22 protein-coding genes are annotated in these 23490 nt (G+C 72.0%); 12 read left to right on the forward strand and 10 right to left on the reverse strand.

The genetic code is table 11. From position 1 onward, the window contains the following. Positions 1–100: 100 nt before the first annotated feature. The gene (locus tag OHS71_RS23875) at positions 101–583 is read right to left on the reverse strand and encodes a GNAT family N-acetyltransferase (protein ID WP_328481381.1); all 483 of its coding nucleotides are present in this window, start codon (positions 581–583) and stop codon (positions 101–103) included. Between the two features lie 100 nt (positions 584–683). Between OHS71_RS23875 and OHS71_RS23880 the strand changes: the two genes are divergently transcribed. Continuing rightward, complete coding sequence (locus OHS71_RS23880) at positions 684–1487, forward strand: exodeoxyribonuclease III (RefSeq protein ID WP_328481382.1); 804 nt, start codon at positions 684–686, stop codon at positions 1485–1487. Positions 1488–1508: 21 nt separating this feature from the next. Here the strand turns inward: OHS71_RS23880 and OHS71_RS23885 are convergent, their stop codons facing one another. Beyond that, complete coding sequence (locus OHS71_RS23885; protein WP_328481383.1) at positions 1509–2153, reverse strand: MerR family transcriptional regulator; 645 nt, start codon at positions 2151–2153, stop codon at positions 1509–1511. A 185-nt stretch (positions 2154–2338) separates the two neighbouring features. Between OHS71_RS23885 and OHS71_RS23890 the strand changes: the two genes are divergently transcribed. The 4 genes from OHS71_RS23890 to OHS71_RS23905 all read left to right on the forward strand — a co-directional run bounded on the left by OHS71_RS23890 (position 2339) and on the right by OHS71_RS23905 (position 6250). Next, positions 2339–4006, forward strand: a complete 1668-nt coding sequence (locus tag OHS71_RS23890; protein WP_328481384.1) for a flavin-containing monooxygenase — start codon at positions 2339–2341, stop codon at positions 4004–4006. Next, entirely contained in the window at positions 4003–5031 is a 1029-nt protein-coding gene (locus OHS71_RS23895) for an alpha/beta fold hydrolase (protein WP_328481385.1), read from the forward strand. Before OHS71_RS23890 ends, OHS71_RS23895 begins: the two co-directional genes overlap by 4 nt. Beyond that, positions 5028–5912: an SDR family oxidoreductase gene (locus OHS71_RS23900; protein ID WP_328481386.1), complete on the forward strand. Its 885-nt coding sequence runs from the start codon at positions 5028–5030 to the stop codon at positions 5910–5912. The genes OHS71_RS23895 and OHS71_RS23900 overlap by 4 nt, the downstream gene beginning before the upstream one ends. A 92-nt stretch (positions 5913–6004) precedes the next feature. Further along, the gene (locus tag OHS71_RS23905) at positions 6005–6250 is read left to right on the forward strand and encodes a hypothetical protein (protein WP_328481387.1); all 246 of its coding nucleotides are present in this window, start codon (positions 6005–6007) and stop codon (positions 6248–6250) included. A gap of 349 nt (positions 6251–6599) precedes the next feature. On the opposite strand, the gene OHS71_RS23910 is transcribed toward OHS71_RS23905, so the two are convergent. Then, positions 6600–10010 carry a S41 family peptidase gene (locus tag OHS71_RS23910; protein WP_328481388.1) on the reverse strand — a complete coding sequence of 1137 codons (3411 nt, stop codon included), beginning with the start codon at positions 10008–10010 and terminating at the stop codon, positions 6600–6602. Positions 10011–10192: 182 nt separating this feature from the next. Here OHS71_RS23910 and OHS71_RS23915 point away from each other — a divergent pair, with 182 nt between their 5' ends. The 6 genes from OHS71_RS23915 to OHS71_RS23940 all read left to right on the forward strand — a co-directional run bounded on the left by OHS71_RS23915 (position 10193) and on the right by OHS71_RS23940 (position 16077). Continuing rightward, positions 10193–10798 (forward strand): TetR/AcrR family transcriptional regulator, encoded by a 606-nt coding sequence (locus OHS71_RS23915; RefSeq protein ID WP_328481389.1) that lies wholly within the window; start codon positions 10193–10195, stop codon positions 10796–10798. Positions 10799–10937: 139 nt separating this feature from the next. Continuing rightward, positions 10938–13172 (forward strand): MMPL family transporter, encoded by a 2235-nt coding sequence (locus OHS71_RS23920; RefSeq protein ID WP_328481390.1) that lies wholly within the window; start codon positions 10938–10940, stop codon positions 13170–13172. 149 nt (positions 13173–13321) lie between these two features. Further along, positions 13322–13813, forward strand: a complete 492-nt coding sequence (locus OHS71_RS23925; protein ID WP_328481391.1) for a YbaK/EbsC family protein — start codon at positions 13322–13324, stop codon at positions 13811–13813. Then, on the forward strand, positions 13810–14655 hold the full coding sequence (locus OHS71_RS23930) for an EamA family transporter (protein ID WP_328481392.1): 846 nt from the start codon (positions 13810–13812) through the stop codon (positions 14653–14655). The genes OHS71_RS23925 and OHS71_RS23930 overlap by 4 nt, the downstream gene beginning before the upstream one ends. Positions 14656–14845: 190 nt before the next feature. Then, positions 14846–15730 (forward strand): arylamine N-acetyltransferase family protein, encoded by an 885-nt coding sequence (locus OHS71_RS23935; RefSeq protein ID WP_328481393.1) that lies wholly within the window; start codon positions 14846–14848, stop codon positions 15728–15730. Positions 15731–15804: 74 nt separating this feature from the next. Next, on the forward strand, positions 15805–16077 hold the full coding sequence (locus OHS71_RS23940; protein WP_328484620.1) for a DUF1876 domain-containing protein: 273 nt from the start codon (positions 15805–15807) through the stop codon (positions 16075–16077). A 3-nt stretch (positions 16078–16080) separates the two neighbouring features. Here the strand turns inward: OHS71_RS23940 and OHS71_RS23945 are convergent, their stop codons facing one another. From OHS71_RS23945 to OHS71_RS23970, 6 genes are all read right to left on the reverse strand, one after another. Next, the gene (locus OHS71_RS23945; protein ID WP_328481394.1) at positions 16081–17313 is read right to left on the reverse strand and encodes a serine hydrolase domain-containing protein; all 1233 of its coding nucleotides are present in this window, start codon (positions 17311–17313) and stop codon (positions 16081–16083) included. Positions 17314–17401: 88 nt separating this feature from the next. Then, positions 17402–17857, reverse strand: coding sequence for an organic hydroperoxide resistance protein (locus OHS71_RS23950; RefSeq protein WP_328481395.1), 456 nt, complete (start codon positions 17855–17857; stop codon positions 17402–17404). Between the two features lie 170 nt (positions 17858–18027). Further along, positions 18028–18495, reverse strand: coding sequence for a MarR family winged helix-turn-helix transcriptional regulator (locus tag OHS71_RS23955; RefSeq protein WP_328481396.1), 468 nt, complete (start codon positions 18493–18495; stop codon positions 18028–18030). Further along, the gene (locus OHS71_RS23960; protein WP_328481397.1) at positions 18492–19292 is read right to left on the reverse strand and encodes an energy-coupling factor ABC transporter ATP-binding protein; all 801 of its coding nucleotides are present in this window, start codon (positions 19290–19292) and stop codon (positions 18492–18494) included. The genes OHS71_RS23955 and OHS71_RS23960 overlap by 4 nt, the downstream gene beginning before the upstream one ends. Then, positions 19280–20041, reverse strand: coding sequence for a cobalt ECF transporter T component CbiQ (gene cbiQ, locus OHS71_RS23965; protein ID WP_328481398.1), 762 nt, complete (start codon positions 20039–20041; stop codon positions 19280–19282). Before cbiQ ends, OHS71_RS23960 begins: the two co-directional genes overlap by 13 nt. 4 nt (positions 20042–20045) lie before the next feature. Beyond that, positions 20046–21119 (reverse strand): energy-coupling factor ABC transporter permease, encoded by a 1074-nt coding sequence (locus OHS71_RS23970; RefSeq protein WP_328481399.1) that lies wholly within the window; start codon positions 21117–21119, stop codon positions 20046–20048. A gap of 182 nt (positions 21120–21301) precedes the next feature. On the opposite strand from OHS71_RS23970, the gene OHS71_RS23975 reads away from it, so the two are divergent. Next, a complete protein-coding gene (locus OHS71_RS23975; RefSeq protein WP_328481400.1) occupies positions 21302–21652 on the forward strand; it encodes an SsgA family sporulation/cell division regulator in 351 nt (116 codons plus the stop codon). 109 nt (positions 21653–21761) lie between these two features. Here the strand turns inward: OHS71_RS23975 and OHS71_RS23980 are convergent, their stop codons facing one another. After that, entirely contained in the window at positions 21762–23441 is a 1680-nt protein-coding gene (locus tag OHS71_RS23980) for a penicillin-binding transpeptidase domain-containing protein (RefSeq protein WP_328481401.1), read from the reverse strand. Positions 23442–23490: the final 49 nt, after the last annotated feature.

Genomic DNA, 23490 nt, shown 5'->3' on the forward strand with positions numbered 1-23490 from the left:
AGGGCCAGGCATACCCCAGGGCCTGTGCCCGCACCGATGGCGCCGGCGCGGTCCCCTTCCAGGGCGCTCCGGACCGCGAGGTTCCCGGAAGCCGGGTTCTTCAGGAACCGAGCGGCTTGGCGTAGCAGCGGCTGTTCTCGTACTCGCGGTAGTAGCCGAACTTGGTGCACGGCTCGTACCCGCTGGAGGTGTACAGCGCGATGGCCTCCGGCTGTTCGGTGCCGGTCTCCAGGACCATCCGGGTGCGGCCGGCCGTCCGGGCGTCCTCTTCGAGCGCGGTGAGCATCCGCCGGGCCAGCCCTCTGCCGCGCATCTCGCGGATCACGAACATCCGCTTCAGCTCGGCGTCGCCGTCCTGGTGTCCTTTGCCGTCGTCGTCCTGGCTGCGCCAGCCGCCGGTGGCCACGGGCCGGTCCAGCTCGTCGTACGCGATGAGGTAGACGCCGCGCGGGCGCTGGAAGTCGGACGGCTCCAGGACCGTTGCGTCGCCTCCGTCGCCGTAGCGCTCGTGGTACTCGGCCTGGACCTCGTCGTTGAGCTTGACGGCGTCGGGGTGGTCGAAGGGAACCGGACGTATATTCATGCTGTTCACAGTAGTTGTATGCACATTCCTGGAAAAGTGAGTTCTGGACCCGGTCCAGTGTGCCGGTGTCCCGGCGGAACCGGGCCTGTATCGTGCCCGGGTGCTGACCGTGACCTCCGTGAACGTGAATGGACTGCGTGCCGCCGCGAAGAAGGGCTTCGTGGAGTGGCTCGCGGACACCTCCGCCGACGTGCTGTGCCTCCAGGAGGTGCGGGCCGAGCCGGAGCAGCTGCCGGAGACGGTCCGGGCGCCCGAGGGCTGGTTCGTCACCCACGCCCCGGCCGCCGCCAAGGGGCGCGCCGGCGTCTCCCTCTACAGCCGCCGCGAACCGGACGCCGTCCGTGTCGGCTTCGGCTCGGCCGAGTTCGACGGCAGCGGCCGTTACGTCGAGGCGGACCTGCCCGGTGTGACGATCGCCTCCCTGTACCTGCCCTCGGGCGAGGTCGGCACCGACCGGCAGGACGAGAAGGTCCGCTTCATGGACGAGTTCCTGACCCATCTCAAGGCGTTGCGCGCCCGCGCCGCCGCCGATGGCCGTGAGGTCCTCGTCTGCGGCGACTGGAACATCGCCCATCAGCAGGCCGACCTGAAGAACTGGCGTTCCAACACCAGGAACTCCGGCTTCCTCCCGGAGGAGCGCGACTGGCTGACCCAGGTGTTCACCGCCGGCGACGGCGGCTACGTGGACGTCGTACGGGCGCTGCACCCGGAGGTCGCGGGGCCGTACACGTGGTGGTCGTACCGGGGGCGGGCGTTCGACAACGACTCGGGATGGCGCATCGACCTCCAGGTCGCGACGCCCTCCCTCGCGGACAAGGCCGTCAAGGGCTTCGTGGAGCGGGCGGCCACACACGGCGAGCGCTGGTCGGACCATGCTCCCGTCACCGTGGTCTACGACCTCTAGCCGCGCGGTGGCGCCGGGATCCTAGGTCGCCTTGTGCAGCCGTCGGTCCAGTGCCAGGGAGAGTTCCGCCTCCACGACGCTGCGGGCCAGGGGGCGCAGGCGGGGCAGGTCGGCCTCGGTCGCGTGGCGCAGGATCAGGTCGGTGAAGAGGGTGGCGAGGGCGTCGGCGTGTTCGCGGACGCGGACGCCCGCCGCGAGTACCTCGGCGAGCGGGATGCCCTCGCGGACCAGGGCGGAGGAGACGTCCAGCAGACGGCGGCTGATGTGGACGATCTCGTCGCCGTCGGTGCCCAGATAGCCGAGGTCCAGGGCGGCGGCGAGGTTCTCGGTGGTGACCTGCCCCTCGAAGCGCGCGGCGAGTTCCTCGGGGGTGAGGCGGACCGGTTCCTCCTCGGTGGGGCCGCCTACTCCGATGAGGTCGGCGACGTCGCGGCCGTGGTCCAGGGCGTCCGCCAGTTCCGCGATGCCGGTGAGGGTGTGGCCGCGTTCCAGCAGTGCGGCGATGGTGCGCAGGCGGGCCAGGTGATGGTCGTCGTACCAGGCGATACGGCCCTCGCGGCGGGGTGGCGCGAGCAGTTTGCGCTCGCGGTAGAAGCGCAGGGTGCGCACCGTGATGCCGGCCTCCCCGGCCAGCTCCTCCGTTCGGTACTCCCGCTTCTCCGCCACGGGCGAAGCCTATGTTGTACCACCGGTAACTTTCCTTCTCCTGGCCCTACCCATCAGTACGGAGCTGCTCTACGCTCCCATTGCGCCAGTGTTCACTGGCAGAGTCTGCGGGGTTCGCCATATCCGCAGTGTCCGCAGTGTCGGCAGTGTCCGTAGAGTCGCACGCACGGCTAGGAGGTGTCGGGATGACCGAACACGTACGGGTGGCGGTGATCGGGTCCGGCTTCGGTGGGCTGGGGGCCGCCGTGCGGCTGCGCCGCGAGGGGATCACCGACTTCGTCGTCCTGGAGCGGGCGGGCAGCGTCGGCGGCACCTGGCGGGACAACAGCTATCCGGGGTGCGCCTGTGACGTGCCCTCCCACCTGTACTCCTTCTCCTTCGCGCCTCATCCCCAATGGCCACGCACCTTCTCCGGGCAGGAGCACATCCGCACCTACCTGGAGCACGTGGCGGACGTCTTCGGGCTGCGTCCGCATCTGCGGTTCGACTCCGAGGTGCTGCGGATGACGTGGGACGCGCAGGAGCTGCGCTGGGACATCGAGACCGGCGCCGGACGGTACTTCGCCGACGTGGTCGTGTCGGCCACCGGACCGCTGTCCGATCCGAAGATCCCGGACATCCCCGGCCTCGACTCCTTCCCCGGCAAGGTCTTCCACTCGGCCCGCTGGGACCACGACCACGACCTCACCGGGCAGCGCGTGGCCATGGTCGGCACCGGCGCCTCCGCCATCCAGATCGTGCCCGCCGTCCAGCCCGACGTCTCCAGGCTGACGCTCTTCCAGCGCACCCCGCCCTGGGTGATGCCGCGCGTGGACCGGGCGATCAGCGGCGCGGAACGCGCCCTGCACCAGGCCCTGCCGGTCACCGCCAAGCTGCGCCGCGGGCTGCTGTGGGGCATCAGGGAACTCCAGGTCCAGGCGTTCACGAAACGCCCCAACCAGCTCGGTTTCGTCGAGCAGCTCGCGAAGCAGAACATGGCCCGCGCCATCAAGGACCCGGCCCTGCGCGCCAAGCTCACCCCCGACTACCGCATCGGCTGCAAGCGGATCCTGCTGTCCAGCACCTACTACCCGGCGCTCGCGCAGCCCAACGTGGACGTCGTCGCGAGTGGGCTGAGCGAGATCCGCGGGTCCACGCTGGTCGCCGCCGACGGCAGTGAGACCGAGGCCGACGTGATCGTCTTCGGCACCGGCTTCCACGTCACCGACATGCCGATCGCCGACCGGGTGGTGGGCGCCGACGGCCGGACGCTCGCGGAGAGCTGGAAGGACGGCATGGAGGCCCTGCGCGGCGCCTCCGCCGCCGGATTCCCCAACTGGATGACGATCATCGGCCCCAACACGGGCCTCGGGAACTCCTCCATGATCCTGATGATCGAGTCCCAGCTGAACTACATGGCCGACTACCTGCGCCAGCTCGACGTCCTGGGGGGCCGCCCGGGTCCGCAGGGCACCGGGGGAGGGCGCGCGGCTCTGGACGCCCGTCCGAGCGCGGTGCACGCCTGGAACCGCCGGGTGCAGGACCGGATGACGCGCACGGTGTGGAACACGGGCGGCTGCACCAGCTGGTACCTGGACGCGAACGGCCGTAATACGACCGTCTGGCCGGGGACGACGGCCGAGTTCCGGCGGGCCACCCGACGCGTGGACCTCGCGGAGTACGAGGTGTTGCGCGGGCCCGCCGTGAGGGCGACGACCGGGGAACCTGTCGAGAAGGCCCTGTCGGAGCCGGTCGGGCAGCCCGTCGGGCAGCCGGTCCGCAATCCCGATGGAAAGCCCGAGGGAATGCCCGAGGGAATGCCCGAGGGAATGCCCGTGGGGGAGCCTGTCGACGAGAAGGAGGTGACGGCGTGACCTCCCTGACAGACCCCTCCGGCACGTCCGCCCCGGAGCCCGTCGGCAAGGCCGGCCCCGGGCCCGTCCCCGCGACAACCGCCGCGTCCACCACGGGAGCCGCCACCGCGCCCACCACCGGAGCCGCCACCGGATCCGACGCGACCGTCCCCGCGCCCACCCGCGAGCTCACCGCCGTCTCCGCCGACGGAACCCGGCTGCACGTCGAGGTGCACGGCCCCGAGACCGCGCCCGCCGTCGTCCTCGCCCACGGCTGGACCTGCTCGACCGCGTTCTGGGCCGGCCAGATCCGCGACCTCGCCGTCGACCACCGGGTCATCGCCTACGACCAGCGCGGCCACGGACGCACCCGGCCGAGCCCGGTGTGCAGCACCGACGCCCTCGCCGACGACCTGGTGGCCGTCCTCGACGCGACGCTCGCGCCCGGCGAGAAGGCCGTGATCGCCGGGCACTCCATGGGTGGCATGACGGTGCTGGCCGCGGCCGGCCGGGACGCCTTCCAGGAGCACGCCGCGGCCGTTCTGCTGTGCAGCACCGGCGCCTCGCAACTGGTCGCCGAGTCCACCGTCCTGCCCCTGCCGCCCGGGCGGCTGCGGACCTGGCTGACCCGGCACGTCCTCGGTTCCAGGGCGCCCCTCGGACCGGTCACGCCGATCGCCAGGCGCATCCTCAAGTACGCCACCATGGGCGCCGGTTCGGCCCCCCACATGGTGGACGCCTGCGCCCGCATCGTGCACGCCTGTCCGCGCAAGGTGCGGCACACCTGGTCGCACGTACTGAACCTGCTCGACCTCGAACACGGCGTCCAGGCCTTGCGCGTGCCGACCGCGGTGATCGTCGGGACCCGCGACCGGCTCACCCCGCCGGTGCACGCCCGCCGGATCGCCGCCGCGCTCCCGCACTGCGTCGGCCTCACCGAACTGCCCGGCCTCGGCCACATGACGCCGGTCGAGGCGCCCGGCCTGGTCACCGGCCGGATCCGGGAACTCGTCATCACGTACGCACAGTTGAAGGAGGGCGCATGAGCAGGGTCAGCCTCGAAGGACAGGTCGCCGTCGTGACCGGGGCCGCACGGGGCGTGGGGGAGCTGCTCGCGCGCAAGCTCTCCGCCCGTGGTGCGAAGGTCGCGCTGGTCGGCCTGGAGCCGGACGTGCTCAAGCAGGTCTCCGAGCGGCTGCACAGCGACAGCGACCACTGGTACGCCGACGTCACCGACCACGAGGCGATGACCCGCGTCGCGGCTGAGGTGAAGGAGCGCTTCGGCAAGGTGGACATCGTGGTCGCCAACGCCGGCGTCGCCAACGGCGGACCGTTCGCCGACTCCGACCCGCAGTCCTGGCGGCGGGTCATCGAGGTCAACCTGATCGGCTCGGCGGTCACGGCCCGCGCCTTCCTGCCGCTGCTGCGCGAGAGCCGCGGCTACCTGCTCCAGATCGCCTCGCTCGCCGCGATCACCCCGGCGCCCATGATGACCGCGTACTGCGCGTCCAAGTCGGGTGTGGAGGCGTACGCGCACAGCCTGCGCGCCGAGGTCGGCCACCTGGGTGTCCGGGTCGGCGTCGGCTACCTGTCCTGGACCGACACGGACATGGTGCGGGGAGCCGATCAGGACGAGGTGATGCGGGAGTTGAGGCAGCGGCTGCCGTGGCCGTCGAACAAGACGTACCCGCTGGGGCCGGCCGTCGACCGGATCGTGGCCGGGATCGAGCGGCGCTCGTCGCACGTGTACGGGCAGTGGTGGCTGCGGGGGATGCAGGGCGTGCGGGGCGGCCTGCCCGGGCTGATCGGGACGGTCGGCCAGCGGGAGATGAAGCGGTTCGCGCCCCGGTTGCAGGGGATGCGGACGGGGCTGGTGGGCGCGGGCGGGTCCGCCGACGAACAGGCGAGGGCTACGCAGCGTAGTTGATCGACATGCGCAGGGTGAGTACCCGTGTGAATCTGGTCAAGGCCCCACCACGGGGCCCCAACCCCCCTCATCTCCTACAGGAGTGAACCCACATGGGTATGAAGGACAAGTTCCAGGACCAGGCCAAGCAGAAGGCCGAGCAGGCCAAGGAGCAGGCTCAGTCGCGTGGCAAGCAGCGCCCGGGCGAGCGCCCCGGTGAGCGTCCGGGCGAGCGGGCCGGGGAGCGTCCCGGTGAGCGTTCCGGCGGCCGTCCCGGTGAGCGTCCGGGTGAGCGTCCCGGTCAGGACACCGAGCGCATGCGGCGCGAGGACGACGACCGTATCGGCCAGGACTTCTAGCCGAGCTCGGCCTGTGCGATGACGTGGGGCGCCCTCCCTTCCGGGAGGGCGCCCTGCCTCGTTGCGACGGCCGTCGTGGGCGCCTTCGTGAAGGCCATGGTGACGACCGTCGTGAAGGCCCTCGTGAAGCCCTCGTGGAGGCGGTCGTGAAAGCCGTGGCGGCGACGACCGTTCGCGAAGGCATCTAGTGCCGCGACAGGCAACGTTCGCCCCGTCGCGACGCCCGGCACGCACTCTCGCCGTACCGGCCGAAAGCCCAGGTACGTCCAGTACGAGGACTTCCGGCCGGCACGCCGAGAGCACGCACCGGACGCCGCTCCTTGACGGGCAAACGTTGCCCGCCGCGGCACTAGGGCCGGTGGCGCGGCGGCAGTTCGGGCCGGGAGCGGTCGGGGACGTCGTCGTAGGTCGGCGGGGTCGCCGGCGGGCGGGTGGCGAGGAGGTCCAGGGCCAGCCGTACGGCGTCGTCGAGTTGGGCGTGCCGGCCCTCGGCCCAGTCGAGCGGCGTGCGCAGCACCTCCAGGTCCGGGGTGACGCCCCTGTTCTCCAACGACCAGCCGTAGGCGTCGAACCAGGCCGCGTTCATCGGGACGGTGATGACCGTTCCGTCGCCGAGCTGATGGCGGCCGGTCATGCCGACCACGCCGCCCCAGGTGCGCTGGCCGACCACCGGGCCCAGCTTCAGCAGTTTGAAGGCGGCCGTGATCATGTCGCCGTCCGAGGAGGTCGCCTCGTCGGCGAGGGCCACCACCGGGCCCCTCGGCGCGTTCGAGGCGTACGACACCGGCTGGGCGTTGCGGGTCAGGTCCCAGCCCAGGATGGTGCGCGTCAGTTTCTCCACCACCAGCTCGCTGATGTACCCGCCCGCGTTGCCGCGTACGTCCACGAGCAGCGCGGGCCTGGACACCTCCATCCGCAGGTCGCGGTTGAACTGGGCCCAGCCCGAGCCGCCCATGTCGGGGATGTGCAGATAGCCGCACCGGCCGCCGCTCAACTCGTGGACGACGGCCCGTCGTTTGGCCACCCAGTCCTGGTAGCGCAGGGGGCGTTCGTCGACGAGCGGGACCACGGCGACCCGGCGCGGGCGGCCCGACTCGCCCTCGGCCGGGGTGAAGGTGAGTTCGACCGTGGTGCCGCCCGCGCCGGCGAGGAGCGGGTACGGTCCGGTCACCGGGTCGACCGCCCGGCCGTCCACGTGGGTGAGGACCGCGCCCTCCCGGATCCCGGTCCCGGCCAGCGGTGAACGGGCCTTGGAGTCGGAGGAGTCGCCGGGCAGGATCCGCCGGACCGTCCAACCGCCTTCGCGGTGCACGAGGTTGGCGCCCAGCAGGCCCTGGAGGCGCTGGTAGTGCGGCGGGCCCTCGTTACGGCGGGCGGCGGTGACGTACGCGTGGGACGTGCCCAGCTCGCCCAGTACCTCGCGCAGCAGATCGGCGAACTCGTCCGGCGAAGCGACCCGTTCGACGAGCGGCCGGTACTGGTCCAGCACCGCGTCCCAGTCGATGCCGCACATGCCCGGGTCCCAGAAGTAGGCGCGGGTCAGCCGTCCGGCCTCCTCGTACGACTGGCGCCACTCGGCGCCCGGGTCCACCTCGTGCAGGATGCGCCGCAGGTCGATCCAGACGGTGGAGTCCGGGTCGCCGGACTCGGCCGACGGCACCGCCCGCAGGTCGCCCTCGTCGACCACGACCAGCCGGGAACCGTCGCCGCTGAGGGCGAACCAGTCGAGGTGGTCGACGAGTTCGGACTTCCTCGCCTTGCTGATGCTGAAGTGCTCAAGCGTCGGCCGCCCGCTGGTGTCGTCCGGGTTGGCGAACGTCTCGCCCAGCGCGCCGGAGATCGGCCAGCGCAGCCACACCAGTCCGCCGCCCGCCACCGGGTACAGCGCCGAGTACTTGGACGCCGGTACCGGGAACGGCGTGACCCGGTTCTCCAGGCCCTCGATCTCGACTGTCACGGCCCCGTCGCCGCCCTCGTCGTCCTGCACCGGGTCGAGGCCTCCGGCGGCCGGCCGGCCCTCCGGGGTCAGGGCGAAGGGGGAGGGGGTCGCCGAGGACAGCGGTACCAGGTAGGGGCGGCAGCCCAGCGGGAAGGACAGGTCCCCGGTGTGCACGTCGTACACCGGGTCGAAGCCGCGCCAGGAGAGGAAGGCCAGGTAGCGGCCGTCCCGGGTGAAGACCGGGTTCTCGTCCTCGAACCGGCCGTTGGTGACGTCCACGATGAGCCGGTCCTTCATGCGGGCCATCTTGATCTGCCGGAGCGACCGCCCGATCCCGGGGTGCGACCAGGTCAGCCAGTTCCCGTCGGGGGAGAAGGCCAGGTCCCGCACGGGGCCGTTGACCGACGAGATCAACTCGGTGACCTCACCGTCGGCGCCACCATCCGGGTCCGTGCCGCCCGGGTCCGCGGTCCCGGTGGCCTCGCCGTGGGCCGCGTCGCCGGACGTGGTGTCGTCGGACGCACCCGTGTCGTCGGACGAAACGTCGGACGCACCCGTCTCGTCGGACGCACCCGTCTCGCCGGGCACGCCGATGTCATCGGACACGGTGATGAGGAGCAGCCGTCCGTCGTGGGAGGCGACGGCGAGGCGCCCGCCCTGCGGGTCGGACACCATCTCCAGCACCCGCCCGAGCCGCCCGGACGCCAGCCGCCGGGGCTCGCGGGCGCCGGTGGCCCTGGGCAGGTGGGCGATCTCGACGGCGTCCTCGCCCTCCGCGTCCGTCACATAGGCGACCTGGCCGCCCTGGCCGAGCATCTCCGGCAGCCGCACCCGTACCCCGGGGGTGTCGGTGATCGTCCGGGCGGGGCCGTCGCGGTGCGTCAGCCAGTACAGGCTGCCGCGTACGACGACGGCGCTGGCCCGTCCGGTCTCGTCCACGGAGACGCCGTCCACGTGCTGGGCGGCGGGGATCTGGTACGGCCGCCGTCCCGCGCGCGGGCCGCCGAGCCGGACGTCGATCCGGCGCGGCCCGGAGTCGGCGGCGAGGTCGTCGACGATCCACAGGTCCCCGGCGCACTGGTACACCACCCGGGTGCCGTCGCTGGAGGCGTGCCGGGCGTAGAAGGCGTCGTGGTCGGTGTGGCGGCGCAGGTCCGAGCCGTCGTGGGCGCAGGAGTAGAGGTTGCCGACGCCCTCGTGGTCGGAGAGGAAGGCGATCCGGCCGCCGACGAGGAGCGGGGAGTGCAGATGGCCGTCGAGGCCCTCCAGGAGCCGCTGTCCGTGCAGCCACAGGCGGCCTGTCGCTCCGCCGCGGTAGCGCTTCCAGGCGGCGGGTTCGTGCGGCGGGGTGCCGGTCAGGAGCAGGGTCCTGCGTTCGCCGTCGATGTCGGCGCTCTGGAGGTCGGACACCGGGCCCCAGGGGAGCTTGCGGCCCGGGGCGCCGTCGGCGGGGACCTTGTAGGCCCAGGTGAAGTAGGAGAACGGCTCGCCGTGGGAGGCGACGGCGAGGATCTCGCTGTTCCCCTCCCGGTCGGGGGGTGTCCAGCCGCAGACCCGGGTGTCGGAGCTGCCCCAGTGGGTCAGCCGCCGGGCCGGTCCGCCGCCCACGGGCACCAGATGGATCTCCGGGACGAGGCTGCGCCAGCTCGTGTAGGCGATCCGCCTTCCGTCGGGGGCGAAGCGCGGGTGGCCGGATCTGGTGCGGTCGACGGTGAGCCGCCAGGCGCGGCCGGGGCCGTCCAGGGGGGCCAGCCAGAGGTCGTCCTCGGCCACGAAGCACAGCAGGTCACCACTGAGGTGGGGCAGACGCAGATAGCTCACCTCCCCATGCTTTTCCGGCGAAAGGGGCCGGGCAACTCGTGCCCGACGCGCGCGTTCGCCTTATGTCCCCTTCACCTTCGTGAGCCAGCACACGTACGAAACGGTTTCGTTTCGCTGTTGTTCGGGGTATCTTCATGGTGTACGAGAAGAGTGGGCGACGACGGAGCCGGAAGGTGAGTGGCATGACTGAGATCGCGACGGCGCGTCGCAGTCGCATCACGCCCGAGCGCGAGGCCGAGCTGTACCGGGCCGTGCTGGACCTGCTCCGCGAGGTCGGCTACGACGCCCTCACCATGGACGCCGTCGCCACCCGCACCCGATCCAGCAAGGCGACGCTCTACCGCCAGTGGGGCGGCAAGGCCGAGCTGGTGGCGAAGGCGGTGCGGCACGACAAGCCGGGCCCCTCCGAGGGCGGCGTCGACACCGGGTCGCTCAGGAGCGACCTGCACGCCCTCACCCTGCGTTCGGACGACTGCGAGATGGAGCAGAACTCCGCGCTGATGCGAGGACTGGCCATGGCCATCCACGGCAATCCGGACCTCCTGAGGGCGTTCAAGGAACATCTCGTCGAGCCGGAGATGGCGGAGTTCCGCAATGTGCTCCAGCGGGCGATCGACCGGGGCGAGGTCCGTGCGGACAACCCCGCGCTCGACTACGTACCGCACATGATGATCGGCGCGTTCGCCGCCCGCACCATGCTCGACGAGCAGCCGCCGACGCAGGCCTTCCTCCTCTCGTACATCGACGCCGTGGTCCTCCCTGCCCTCGGCGTCTCCACCCCCATCTGACCGTCCCCGCGGTCCACCCCTCCTGACGTCACCGCTCACGTCGTCGGGCCGATCACCCCTGCTCTCCCCACGGGTTGGTCAACCCTGCCCCTGGGGGCCTCGAGCCCCCGCCCCACGACCTGACCGGGAGTACGCCTCCGTGGCCACGTTCCTCTACAAACTCGGCCGGCTCGCCTTCCGGCGCCGCCACTTCGTCGCCCTGATATGGGTGGCGCTGCTGACCCTCGCCGGCGTCGGCGCCGCCTCCGCGCCCGCCGCCGGATCGACCTCCTTCTCCATCCCGGGCGTCGAGGCCCAGAAGGCCTTCGACCTGCTGGAACAGCGCTTCCCCGGGGCCAGCGCCGACGGCGCGACCGGGCGCATCGTCTTCAAGGCCCCCGAGGGCCAGAAGATGACCGACGCCGCCAACCGGGCGACCGTCGAGAAGACCGTCAAGACGCTGGGCGACGGCTCCGAGGTCGTCTCCGTGACCGACCCGTTCACGACCAACGCCGTGAGCAAGGACGGAACGGTCGCCTACACGTCGGTGAAGTACGACGCCCCCGGCATGGAGCTGAAGGACCCCACCCGGGACGCCCTGGAGAAGGCCGGCGACGACGCCAGGGCCACCGGACTGACCGTCGACGTCGGCGGTGACGCCCTCCAGGCCGGCGCCGAGCCCGGCGCGGTCGGCGAGATCGTCGGTCTCGCGCTCGCCGCCGTGGTCCTCGTCATCACCCTGGGCTCACTGGTCGCGGCCGGACTACCGCTGCTGACGGCGATCATCGGCGTCGGGATCGGCGTCTCCACCATCACCGCCCTCGCCAAGGCGCTCGACCTCGGCGACACCACCTCCACCCTGGCGCTGATGATCGGTCTCGCGGTCGGCATCGACTACGCGCTGTTCATCGTCTCCCGCTACCGGAGCGAGCTGGCCGAGGGCCGCGACCGCGAGGAGGCGGTCGGCCGCGCCACCGGCACGGCCGGCTCGGCGGTCGTCTTCGCGGGACTCACGGTCGTGATCGCACTGGCGGGCCTCGCGGTCGTCAACGTGCCGATGCTGACCAAGATGGGCCTCGCGGCGGCGGGCACCGTCGTGGTGGCCGTCCTCATCGCGCTGACCATGATCCCGGCACTGCTCGGCTACGCGGGCAGGAAGATCAGGGCCACCGGCGAGAAGCGCAAGCCGGCCGACGACCAGGGCAAGCAGCAGAAGCAGGGCAAGCAGGGCAAGCCCGGACCGGGCGTCCGCTGGGCGAGCTTCGTCATCCGCCGTCCGGCCGCCGTCCTGCTGCTCGGCGTGGTCGGTCTCGGCACGATCGCCGTCCCGGCCACCCAGCTGGAGCTGGGCCTGCCCGACGACGGCTCGCAACCGACGTCCACGACCCAGCGCCGGGCCTACGACCTGCTGTCGGAGGGCTTCGGCCCCGGGTTCAACGGCCCGCTGATGATCGTGGTCGACGCCCGCGGCAGCGACGACCCCAAGGCGGCGGCCACCACGGTGACCGACGGCATCAAGAACCTCGAGGACGTCGCCACGGTCACCCCGGCGATGTTCAACAAAGCCGGCGACACCGCGACGATCACCGTGATCCCGGGCTCCAAGCCCTCCTCGGCCCGGACCGAGGACCTGGTCCACGCCATCCGCGACCAGGGCACCGACGTCAGGGCCGACACGGGCGCGCAGGTGCTGGTGACCGGCACCACCGCGATGAACATCGACTTCTCGCAGAAGCTCAACGACGCGCTGATCCCGTACCTGGGACTGGTGGTCGGCCTGGCCTTCCTGCTGCTGATCGTGGTGTTCCGCTCCATCCTCGTCCCGCTGAAGGCGGCCCTCGGCTTCCTGCTGAGCGTGCTCGCCGCGATCGGCGCCGTGGTCGCGGTCTTCCAGTGGGGCTGGCTCGGCGGCCTGATCGGCGTGGAGGAGACCGGCCCGATCATGTCGATGATGCCGATCTTCATGGTGGGCGTGGTCTTCGGTCTCGCGATGGACTACGAGGTGTTCCTCGTGACCCGTATGCGGGAGGCGTACGTCCACGGCGAGAGCCCGAGCCAGGCCATCGTCACCGGCTTCCGGCACAGCGCCAAGGTGGTGGCCGCCGCCGCGATCATCATGATGGCCGTCTTCGGCGGCTTCATCAGCTCCAGCGAGGCGATGATCAAGATGATCGGCTTCGGTCTCGCCATCGCCGTCTTCTTCGACGCGTTCATCGTGCGCATGGCGATCGTGCCGGCGGTGCTGGCCCTGCTCGGCAAGAAGGCCTGGTGGCTGCCGAAGTGGCTGGACCGCGCGCTGCCCAACGTGGACGTCGAGGGCGAGGGTCTGCGGACCCAGGACGAGGCCGCCCCGTCCGGGGACGGCGACGAGGACCGGGAACTGGTACGCGCCTGACGTACAGGTTCACCTGCTGAACCGCCGGTGAGGGCTCCGTGGGGACGGGGCGCCCTCACCGGCTTTCCTCGTCCCGGCCCCGGCGGGTGAAATCGCGGCGGGTGAAATTGCGTTCTCGCCGCGCGGGGCGGCCCGCTAGCGTGCCGTCCATGACGACGACAGCCGCGCACCCCCGTTTCGCCGAGGCCCTGGGCGACCTGGGCCTCGACCAGCTGCACAGCCGTGTCCGCCGCTTCCCCGAGGCGACCAGGACCGCCGCCGAGGCCGCCGCCGCGATCGGGTGCGAGCTGAGCCAGATCTGCAAGTCGCTGATCTTCGCGGCGGACGGGGTGCCGGTGCTCGTGCTGATGGACGGGGCGTCCCGCGTCGACGTGGAGCTGGTGCGCAAGGAACTCGGCGCGGACAAGGTGACCCGGGCCGCCGCCGACGTCGTACGGGAGACCACCGGGTACGCGATCGGTGGCGTGCCGCCCTTCGGGCACCGGACGCGGACCCGGGTGCTGGCCGACCGGAACCTGCTCGCGCACGACGTCGTGTGGGCCGCCGCCGGGAACCCGCACGTCGTCTTCCCCATGGCGCCCCAGGACCTGGTCCGGTACGCCGACGCGACCCTCGTGGACGTGCGCGAGCACACCGCGTGACCCCGCTGGTCACCGCGGCCGTCCTGGTCGCCGCGATCACCCACGCCGGCTGGAACGCCATCGCCCACCGGATCACCGACAAGCTCGTCGGGTTCACCCTGATCGCCGGCGGCGGCATGCTCATCGGGCTCGTGCTCGCCGCGTTCACCGCGTTCCCGGCGGCCCGCGCATGGCCGTACCTGCTGTCCTCGGCCGTCGTCCACATCGCCTATTACGCACTGCTGATGCGGTCGTTCCGGCTCGGCGACTTCGGGCAGGCGTACCCCCTCGCGCGCGGCTCCGCGCCGCTCGTCGTCACCGTCCTCGCCGCCGTCTTCGCGCACGAGGTGCCGGACGGCTGGGCAGCCGCCGGAGTCGCGCTGTCGTGCGCGGGGCTTACCGGTGTCGCCCTGTGGGGACTGCGCGGCCGGCGGCCGGACTGGGCGGCGATCGGCGCCGCGCTGGCGACCGGGCTCACCATCGCCGCCTACACCGTCATCGACGGGCTGGGCGTCCGCGCCTCCGGATCCTCCCTGGGGTACATCGCCTGGCTGATGGCGGTGCAGGGAGCCGTCCTCCCGGCGTACGCCGTCCACCGCTGGCGCGGGCGGACCGCCGCCGTCCTGCGCCCCTTCGCCGCCCTCGGCCTCCTCGGCTCCGCGCTGTCCGTCCTCGCGTACGCCCTCGTCCTGTGGGCCCAGACCCGGGCCGAACTCGCCCCGATCGCCGCGCTGCGTGAATCGTCGGTCATCGTCGGCGCGGCCATCGGCGCCCTGTTCTTCAAGGAACGGTTCGGCGCGCCCCGCATCATCGCGGCGGGGCTCCTGGTCGTCGGTATCGGGCTGATGCTGCACACCGGCTGACCCGCTCTCCGTGACCCGCATACCGTGACCCGCTCCTCCTTGAGCTGGGGCCTACGGGGTTGCGGGCCTGCGGCTTGCGAGCGGCGGGTGAGTGTCCCGAAAGGCCGCCGGGCCATGACCGGAATCCGGGTCAGGACCGTGACTGTGACCGAGGCCGACGCCGGGCCGGAGCGCTGGTTAGGGTGAAGTCATGTTCGAGACAACGCCGTTCGCTGCTGACGAGCTCGACTCATACTTCCGGCGGATCGGGTGGGAGGGGGACCGGCGTGCCGACGCGGAGACCCTGCGGGGCGTGCATCTGGCCCACAGCCGTGCCATCCCCTTCGAGAACCTGGACCCGCTGCGCGGCACGGTCCCCTCGCTCGCGCCCTCGGACCTGATCGCCAAGCTGGTCCGCGACGGCCGGCGCGGCGGTTACTGCTACGAGCACAACACGCTGTTCGCGGCCGTCCTGGAAGCGCTGGGCCTCGGAGTGACCCTGCTGACGGCGCGGGTCGTCGTGGGCGCGCAGCGGTTCGAGGAGCGGCCCCGCACCCATATGGCGCTCCTCGTCGAGGTCCCCGGCGAACCGCGGCCCTGTCTCGCCGACGTCGGCTTCGGCGCCCCCGGAGCCCTGCTCGAGCCCGTCCCGCTCACCGCGGACGTCGAGTTCCGCGGCGCGGGCCGCCGCCACCGCCTCGTCCACGCCCCGCACCGCGGCCCGCTGGAGCTGTGGGTGCTGGAGACGCACCTGGGGACGCGTGGGACACGTGGGGAGCAAGGGTCGTCGGGGGAAGACCGGGACGGTGACTGGCAGGCGCAGTACGCCTTCACGCTCGAACCCTTCGAACGGTCCGACTACGAGGTCATCAACTGGCACATCGCCACGAACCCGCGCTCACCGTTCGGCAGCCGCGCCTACGTCCAGCGCCTCACCCCCGACGGACACCTCCTGCTCAACGGCCCGCTCCTCACCGAGAGCCACGCCGACGGCACCGTCAAGCAGCGCGAACTCACGGACGAGGCGGAGGCGCGGCGGGTCCTCGACGAGGAGTTCGGCATCGCCGTTCCGGACGGGACGCGGTTGCTGCCCTGAGCCGACTGGGTGCGTCCGCCCGCTCACGGGAGCACTCTGGAATGAGGACTTCCGGAGGTGACCTCATGACCACTATGCACACCACTGTCGGATGGCATGTCGAGCTGGAGTTCGAGGAGGACGGTCGGCACACGCACGCGGTCGCGCTGGTACGCCTGCCCGACGGGACCGAGATCAGGACCCATGGGCATGCCACCCGGCACAACGTGGACATCGACCAGCCGCGGGTCGGCGAGGAGATAGCCGGCGCCCGTGCCCTCAACGAGATCGCCATGCAGTTGCTGACCAAGGCCCATGTGGAGATCGACGAGGACTCGGGCCGCAGATCGCACTCGATCAACGTGTGAGCGTCAGCGGCCGGCCGCCAGGGCCGTCCGCAGCGCCCGCAGCAGGGCCTGCGCGCGCGGGTCGGCCGTCACGCTCGTCCTGAAGCCGTTGGTGACGTAACCGAAGGCGACACCCGACTCGGGGTCGGCGAGGCCGAGAGCGCCGCCGCGGCCCGGGTGGCCGAAGGAGGTGGGGGAGAGCAGCGGGGACGCGGGGCCGTGCAGCATGTAGCCCAGGCCGAACCGGGTGTGCACGACGAGCACCCGGTCCGGGCCCGACGACTGCTCGCCGCGCGCCAGGGCCACCGTCTCCGGGCGCAGCAGCCTCGTTCCGCCGTCCACGTCGCCGATCAGGGAAGCGTAGAAGCGGGCCAGCCCGTCGGAGGTGGCGATGCCGTTGGAGGCGGGGAGCGCCGCGGCCCGGTAGGCCGGGTCGTTCTCGTCGGGGAGCGGGGTGATCGCGGCGAAGGCGCGGCTGGTGAGGGAGGCGGGATCGGCGTAGGCGGCGGTCACGGCGGGCTTGGGCCGGGTCCTGAGCGCCCCTGTCTGCGCGGGCGCGTCCACCTGCCCCACGCGCCCCACCCGCGCGCGCTGCGCCGGCGGCAGGCCGAGCCAGAGGTCGGCCCCGACCGGCCCGGCGATCTCGTCGGCGACCCACTCGCCGACGGTCCGCCCGGTGACCCGCCGGACCAGCTCGCCGGTGAGCCAGCTGTACGTCTGCGCGTGGTACCCGTGGTCCGTCCCGGGTTCCCAGGCCGGCGCCTGGGCCGCCACCGCCGCCGCGCCGAGGTCGGGATCGGCGGCTTCGGCGGGCGTCAGCGGCCGGTCCAGCACGGGTACGCCCGCGCGGTGCGCGAGCAGGTGCCGCACCAGCGTGCGCTCCTTGCCGGCCGCCTTGTACTGCGGCCAGTACGTCCCCACGGGCGCGTCCAGGTCGAGTTCCCCGCGCTGGTGCAGCAGCAGGAGCGCGGCGGCCGCCACGCCCTTCGTCGCCGAGCGCACGATCTGCGCGGTGCCCTGTTCCCAGGGCGCCCTGCCGTCCGCACTGCCCGTGCTGTCCGGACTGCCCGCGACGCCTGCGCTGTCCGCGCCGGCCCCGCCGTCGACGTCCCGGCTGCCGCCCCACAGGTCGACGACCTTGCGCCCGTCCCGGTAGACGGTCACGGCCGCACCCCGGTCCCCGAGCACCTCGAAGTTCCGTACGAACGCCTCCCGGACCGGCTCGAAGCCCTCGGCCACCGCACCGCTCACGTCCACGCCCGCACTCCCTCTCGGAGATCACCTTCGACTCCTGGGGGAACGCTCCCGCGGACCCCGCGATTCCTTCGCCCCGTGACGACCGCCGCTAGCCGAGGATGATCGTCACATCGATGTTGCCGCGCGTGGCGTTCGAGTACGGGCACACCTGGTGCGCCGCGTCCACCAGCTTCTCGGCGACCGCACGGTCGAGGACGGGCAGCGAGACACTGAGCGCGACGGCCAGCCCGTAGCCCTTGTGCCGGTTCGGGCCGATCCCGACCTTCGCCGCCACCGTCGAGCCCGTGAGGTCGAAGCCCGCGCGGTTGCCGACGAGGATCAGCGCGTTGTGGAAGCAGGAGCTGTAACCGGCCGCGAAAAGCTGCTCCGGGTTGGTCCCGTTGCCGTCCCCGCCCAGCGCCGGCGGCATCGCCACCTTCAGCTCGATCTGGCCGTCCTGACTGGTCACGAACCCGTCGCGGCCACCGTGCGCGGTCGCCTCGGCGACATACGTGATCTTCGTCGGACGGGTGTCGACGGCTTCGACGGCGGTGCCTTCGGTCACGGTGGGACCTCCCCCAGAATTTTGCCCAATTACATCGTGCACAAGGTACCGGCTGGTAGGTCGGCACGCGCCTACCAGGAGGTAGTAACCCCGGGTAACTCGGAGGCGGCGGGCGACGGGCGGGAACCGGACCCGCCGGGCTCAGGAACCGGGCTCGGAGAGGTCCGGCCTCAGCGGGCGCGGTCCGCCGCGTCCTGTGCCCGTTGCGCGAGCCCCCACAGGTCCTCGCGCAACCGCGCGACGTCCGCCGCCTCCAGCCCCGTCGACGCGAGCAGGTCGCCGGGCACGCGCTCCGCGCGCCCCTTCAGTTCCTCCCCGCGCCCGGTGCACGCGACGAGCACCGAGCGCTCGTCCCGCGCCGAGCGCTCCCGGCGTACCAGCCCCGCCGTCTCCAGCCGCTTCAGGAGCGGCGACATCGTGCCGTAGTCGAGGCGCAGGGCCGACGCCAGCTCCTTGACGGTCGTCTCACCGCGCTCCCACAGGACCAGCAGCACCAGGTACTGGGGGTAGGTGAGCCCCAGTTCGTCCAGGAGCGGCCGGTACGCGGCCGTCACCGCGCGTTGGGCCGCGTACAGCGCGAAGCACAGCTGCTCGTCCAGGAGCAGCGTGCCGGCGGCGGTGGGTGCCTCGTTCGTCACGCGCCCATTGTGGCCGAGCGCGGGTCGAACCCGAAGGGCAGCTCCAGGCGATGGGCGCGCATGAGGGTGTCGTCGGCGAGCAGATCGCCGGTCCGGCCGTCCGCCGCGATCACGCCCTCGCTGAGGATCAGCGCCCGCGGGCACAGCTCCAGGGCGTACGGCAGGTCGTGCGTGACCATGAGCACGGTGACGTCCAACGAGCGCAGGATGTCCGCCAGTTCGCGGCGCGAGGCGGGGTCGAGGTTGGAGGACGGCTCGTCCAGGACGAGGATCTCCGGCTCCATCGCGAGCACCGTCGCGACGGCCACCCGGCGCCGCTGGCCGAAGGACAGGTGGTGCGGCGGGCGGTCCTTGAACTCGGCCATGCCGACCTGTGCGAGCGCGTGGTCGACCCGCGCCTCCAGCGCGGCCCCCTTCAGTCCGGCGGCCGCCGGTCCGAACGCCACGTCCTCGCGGACCGTCGGCATGAACAACTGGTCGTCCGGGTCCTGGAAGACGATGCCCACCCTGCGGCGGATCTCGGCCATGTGCTGCTTGCCGACGGGCAGCCCGGCCACCGTCACCGTGCCCGCGCCGCCGGTCAGGATCCCGTTGAGGTGCAGCACGAGGGTCGTCTTGCCGGCGCCGTTGGGGCCGAGCAGCGCGACCCGCTCGCCTCGCGCGACGGCGAAGTCCACGCCGAACAGGGCCTGGTGGCCGTCGGGGTAGGCGAAGGCCAGCCCGGCCACTTCCAGGGAGGGCGCGGGCGTCACGGCGTCGGTCACGGGGTCGGTCACTGGGTCGGTCACAGGGCCCATCCCAACACGCAGACCACGAGGGCGGCGAACGGGAGGGCCAGCGCGTGCGACCACTGCGCCCGCGACGCGGTCACCTCGTCGATCACCGGCATCGAACCGGCGTACCCCCGGCTGACCATGGCCAGGTGCACGCGCTCCCCGCGTTCGTAGGAGCGGATGAACAGCGCGCCCGCCGACTTCGCGAGCACCCCCCAGTGCCGCACGCCCCGCGCCTCGAACCCCCGCGACTCCCGGGCGATCCGCATGCGCCGCATCTCGTCCGTGATGACGTCGCCGTAGCGGATCATGAAGGAGGCGATCTGCACGAGCAACGGCGGCAGCCGCAGCCGTTGCAGGCCGAGAAGCAGCTCACGCAGCTCCGTGGTGGACGCCAGCAGGACGGAGGCGGCGACACCCAGAGTGCCCTTCGCGAGGACGTTCCAGGCGCCCCACAGCCCGTTGACGCTGAGCGACAGCCCGAGGACGTCCACCCGCTCGCCCTGCGCCACGAACGGCATCAGCACCGCGAACGCGACGAACGGCACCTCGATCAGCAGCCGTTTGAGCAGGAAACCGGTGGGCACGCGCGCGTGCTGCGCGACGAGGGCCAGCAGGAGCGCGTACAGGGCGAACGCCCACATCGCCTCGCGCGGTGTCGACACCACGACCACCACGAAGGCGAAGGCGGCGGCGAGCTTGGTGTGCGGCGGCAGGCCGTGCACGGGTGAGTGCCCGTGCCGGTAGAGCCGGTGCGCGTGACCTGCGCCCACGCCGTCAGGCGCTCTCTGCGGCCGTGGGCGACACGTCGCCGGCGGTCCGGCGCCTGCGCACCGCCCAGAACACCGTGCTGCCCGCGACGACGGTCGCGCCGACGCCGATCACGCCCGCGAGGCCGCCGGACAGGCGTGCGTTCGTCACGTCCTTGACGCCGTAGTCGGCGAGCGGGGAGTCGGCGGAGGCGTGCTCCTCGGCCTTCTCGTCGATGCCCTTGTCGGCGGCGACCTTCTCCAGGCCGTCGGGGTTCGCGGAGGCGTAGAAGCTGACGAAGCCGGCCAGGACGAGGGAGGTGACCAGACCCGTCACCCACAGCGTGCGCCGGGAGGTGCGCGCCGCCACGGGCGCGGTGCCCGCGCCGGCCGGCGTCCCCTCGGCCGCCGGGGCGTCGACGAGTTCGCCGTGCACCCGCAGCTGGAGCTTCTGCCGCAGATCGCGCGCGCCGTAGACCAGATCCGGCCGTACGGCGACGACGGCTCCCACGGTCAGCGCGGTGATCACGGCCTCGCCGATGCCGATCAGCACGTGCACGCCGATCATCGCGGTGGCCACCCTGCCGATCGCCACGTCGGTGGTGCCGCCGATCCAGTACAGGAGCGTGAAGGCCACGGCGGCGGCGGGCACGGACAGCGCGGCGGCGACGAAGGACGCGGCCGTGAGGGACCGGCGGCCACGCGGCAGCACCTTCACCAGGGCCCGGAAGACGGCGTACGACACGACCGTCGTGACGATCGCCATGTCGGTGACGTTCACGCCGAGCGCGGTCAGCCCGCCGTCGGCGAAGAGGATGCCCTGCATCAGCAGGACCACGGACACGCACAGGACCCCGGTGTAGGGGCCCACGAGTATCGCGGCGAGTGCGCCGCCGAGCAGATGTCCGCTGGTTCCCGCGGCGACGGGGAAGTTCAGCATCTGCACGGCGAAGATGAACGCCGCGACGAGGCCGGCCAACGGCGCGGTCCGGTCGTCGAGCTCGCGGCGCGCGCCGCGCAGGCTCACGGCGATGGCGCCGGCGGCGACGACCGCGGTCACGGCGGAGGTCGGGGCGTTGATGAATCCGTCGGGTACGTGCACCCGTCGATGATAGGGGCTTAATGCGAATGGTTCGCAAGAGCGAGAGGCTTGTTCATGCCGACCCGTGTATCGCGCAGGTGATATATGCCCGTACAGGAAGCGCGATCCGCAAAATATGCGACATTGGAGGGAAGCGGATTCATGGCTTCCGCACAGATCACCCTGCGTGAGAGGGCCGGTCGATGGACGTAGTCGAGCAGTACGCGCGAGCCCACATCGTGAACGACGCCGGCCGGATCGGGGAAGACGCGGCCGTACCCGTCGTCCTGCGCTACGACCCCGGGGAACCCCGATCGGTCCGCGTCGGGCTGCCCGACCGCCGGGAGTGGACGTTCTCCCGCGCCCTTCTCGAACAGGGGCTGCGCGCCCCGGCCGGTACCGGAGAGGTGCGGATCTGGCCGTGCGGACGGGTCCAGGCCGTCGTCGAGTTCCACTCCGCGCACGGCGTCTCGGTCGTGCAGTTCGAGTCGAAGACGCTGCTGCGGTTCCTGCGGCGCACCTACACGGCGACGGCGCAGCCCGTCACGCACTGAGGGCCGCCCGTTCGGACCGGACCGCAGACGTGTGGGGCACGCGCCTCTGCGGCGAGCCGTCCCGTCGCCTCCTCCGGCCTGATCCGAGAGACAGAACCCCAGCCGGGTCTCAGCCGCCCATCCGCAGCAGCGACGCCACGATCGGACCGGCCGTGTCGCCGCCGTGGCCGCCCGCCTGGACGACACCGGCGGCCGCCAGGTCGCCGCGGTAGGCGGTGAACCAGCCGTTGGGCTTGTCCTGGCTGTCGACCTCCGCCGAGCCCGTCTTGGCGCCGTAGTCGGGGCCCAGACCGGACATGGCCTCGGCGGCGGTGCCGGCCGCGGCCGTGTAGTTCATCAGCTCCCGCAACTGCGACACCGTGGACGAGGACATCGTGCGCGAGGCCTTCGCCAGCGTGCGGCCGTCCACCGACGGGGCGACCAGGTACGGCTGGTGGAAACTGCCCGCCTTCACGGTGGCGGCGACCGACGCCATGTTCAGCGGGTTCATCCGGACGCCGCCCTGGCCGATCAGCGACGCCGCCATCTGGGCCGCCGACTGCACCGGCACCGAGCCGTCGAAGGACGGCACGCCGATGGCCCAGTTGTTCATCGACAGCCCGAACACCTGCTGCGCCTGCTTGGTCAGGCTGTCGTTGCTCAGCTCGGGCGCCTGGCTGATGAAGGCGGTGTTGCAGGAGCGGGCGAAGCTCGCCTTGAACGTGCCGCCGGTGATCTGGAAGTCGTCGTCGTTGTGGAACTTCCAGCCGCCGTAGGTGAACGTCTTCGGGCAGGGGTGCACCTTGTCCGCCGACGCGAGGTCCTTCTCGATGAGCAGCGACGAGGTGATCACCTTCATGGTGGAACCGGGCGCCAGCGAGCCGTTGAACGCGGTGTTGAAGCCGTGACCGGCGTTCGCCACCGCGAGGATCTCGCCGGTCGAGGGCCGCATCACGACCACCGACGAGCGCGCGGTCTTCGCCACCTGCTGCTCGGCGGCCGCCTGGAGGGTGGGGCTCAGTGTGGTCCGCACGGTGCCCGGGGTGCCCTTGCTGAGCTCCAGCAGCGTCTTGTCGGAGGCCTTCTTCGCCTTCGACGCCTTGCCTCGGACCGCCCGGAGCTCCACGCCGGCCTTGCCGCCCGCCTTCTTGCCGTACTTCTCCCGCAGGCCGTCCAGGACCGGCTCCAGGGAGGGGTACGCGGCCGCCGTGAGCTCGCCGCCCTTGCTGTCGAGGGCCTTGACCGGCGGGGTGCCGGACTCTCCGGTGACGAGGGTGTCGCCGTCCTGGAGGTCCGGGTGGACGACGGACGCGTGCCAGTCGACCTGCGCCTTGCCGTTCTTCGGGTTGCGGACGACGGTGAGGGCGCTGTCGTACGCGAGCGGCTTGCTGACGTTCTTGTACTTCACCGTGCCCTTCACGGAGAACGGGATCTTCGTGCCGCTGGGCGTGCCGGCGGTGAGGGTGACGCCCGTGATGTGGGCGTCCTTGGTGTAGCCGGTCAGAAGGGCGGTCGCGGCCGCCGAGTCGTCCGTGGCGGCGGCCGCCCCGGTCACCTTGCCCTGCTGCCAGGCCGTCAGGAACCGGGTGGCCGCGGACTGCGCCTCGGTCGCCGACGGCGCATCGGCCCTGACCCTGGGCACCTGCTTGCCGTTGGCGGCCGCGGCGGAACCCTCGTCGGCCGCCGCTCCGCCGCCGTACAGCGCCCAGACGCCGAACCCCGTCCCGCCGACCACCACGGCGATCATGCCGCCGGCCACGGCGGGCCGCCGCTTCTTGCGCCGTTCCTCGACGCGCCTTCGCTTGCCCACTGCCAGGTCCTCCGGATCCCCAGGGGCTTTCCCCCCAGCCCCGCTGCCC

Origin of the sequence: Streptomyces sp. NBC_00377 (genome assembly GCF_036075115.1) — a bacterium.
GTDB lineage: Bacteria > Actinomycetota > Actinomycetes > Streptomycetales > Streptomycetaceae > Streptomyces.

What these genes read in the sequence shown, in the direction of transcription:
- OHS71_RS23875 (WP_328481381.1), bottom strand. Translation starts at nt 583, where the DNA reads ATGAATATACGTCCGGTTCCCTTCGACCACCCCGACGCCGTCAAGCTC.
- OHS71_RS23890 (WP_328481384.1), top strand. Translation starts at nt 2,339, where the DNA reads ATGACCGAACACGTACGGGTGGCGGTGATCGGGTCCGGCTTCGGTGGG.
- OHS71_RS23900 (WP_328481386.1), top strand. Translation starts at nt 5,028, where the DNA reads ATGAGCAGGGTCAGCCTCGAAGGACAGGTCGCCGTCGTGACCGGGGCC.
- OHS71_RS23905 (WP_328481387.1), top strand. Translation starts at nt 6,005, where the DNA reads ATGGGTATGAAGGACAAGTTCCAGGACCAGGCCAAGCAGAAGGCCGAG.
- OHS71_RS23915 (WP_328481389.1), top strand. Translation starts at nt 10,193, where the DNA reads ATGACTGAGATCGCGACGGCGCGTCGCAGTCGCATCACGCCCGAGCGC.
- OHS71_RS23925 (WP_328481391.1), top strand. Translation starts at nt 13,322, where the DNA reads ATGACGACGACAGCCGCGCACCCCCGTTTCGCCGAGGCCCTGGGCGAC.
- OHS71_RS23935 (WP_328481393.1), top strand. Translation starts at nt 14,846, where the DNA reads ATGTTCGAGACAACGCCGTTCGCTGCTGACGAGCTCGACTCATACTTC.
- OHS71_RS23940 (WP_328484620.1), top strand. Translation starts at nt 15,805, where the DNA reads ATGCACACCACTGTCGGATGGCATGTCGAGCTGGAGTTCGAGGAGGAC.
- OHS71_RS23960 (WP_328481397.1), bottom strand. Translation starts at nt 19,292, where the DNA reads ATGGGCCCTGTGACCGACCCAGTGACCGACCCCGTGACCGACGCCGTG.
- OHS71_RS23975 (WP_328481400.1), top strand. Translation starts at nt 21,302, where the DNA reads ATGGACGTAGTCGAGCAGTACGCGCGAGCCCACATCGTGAACGACGCC.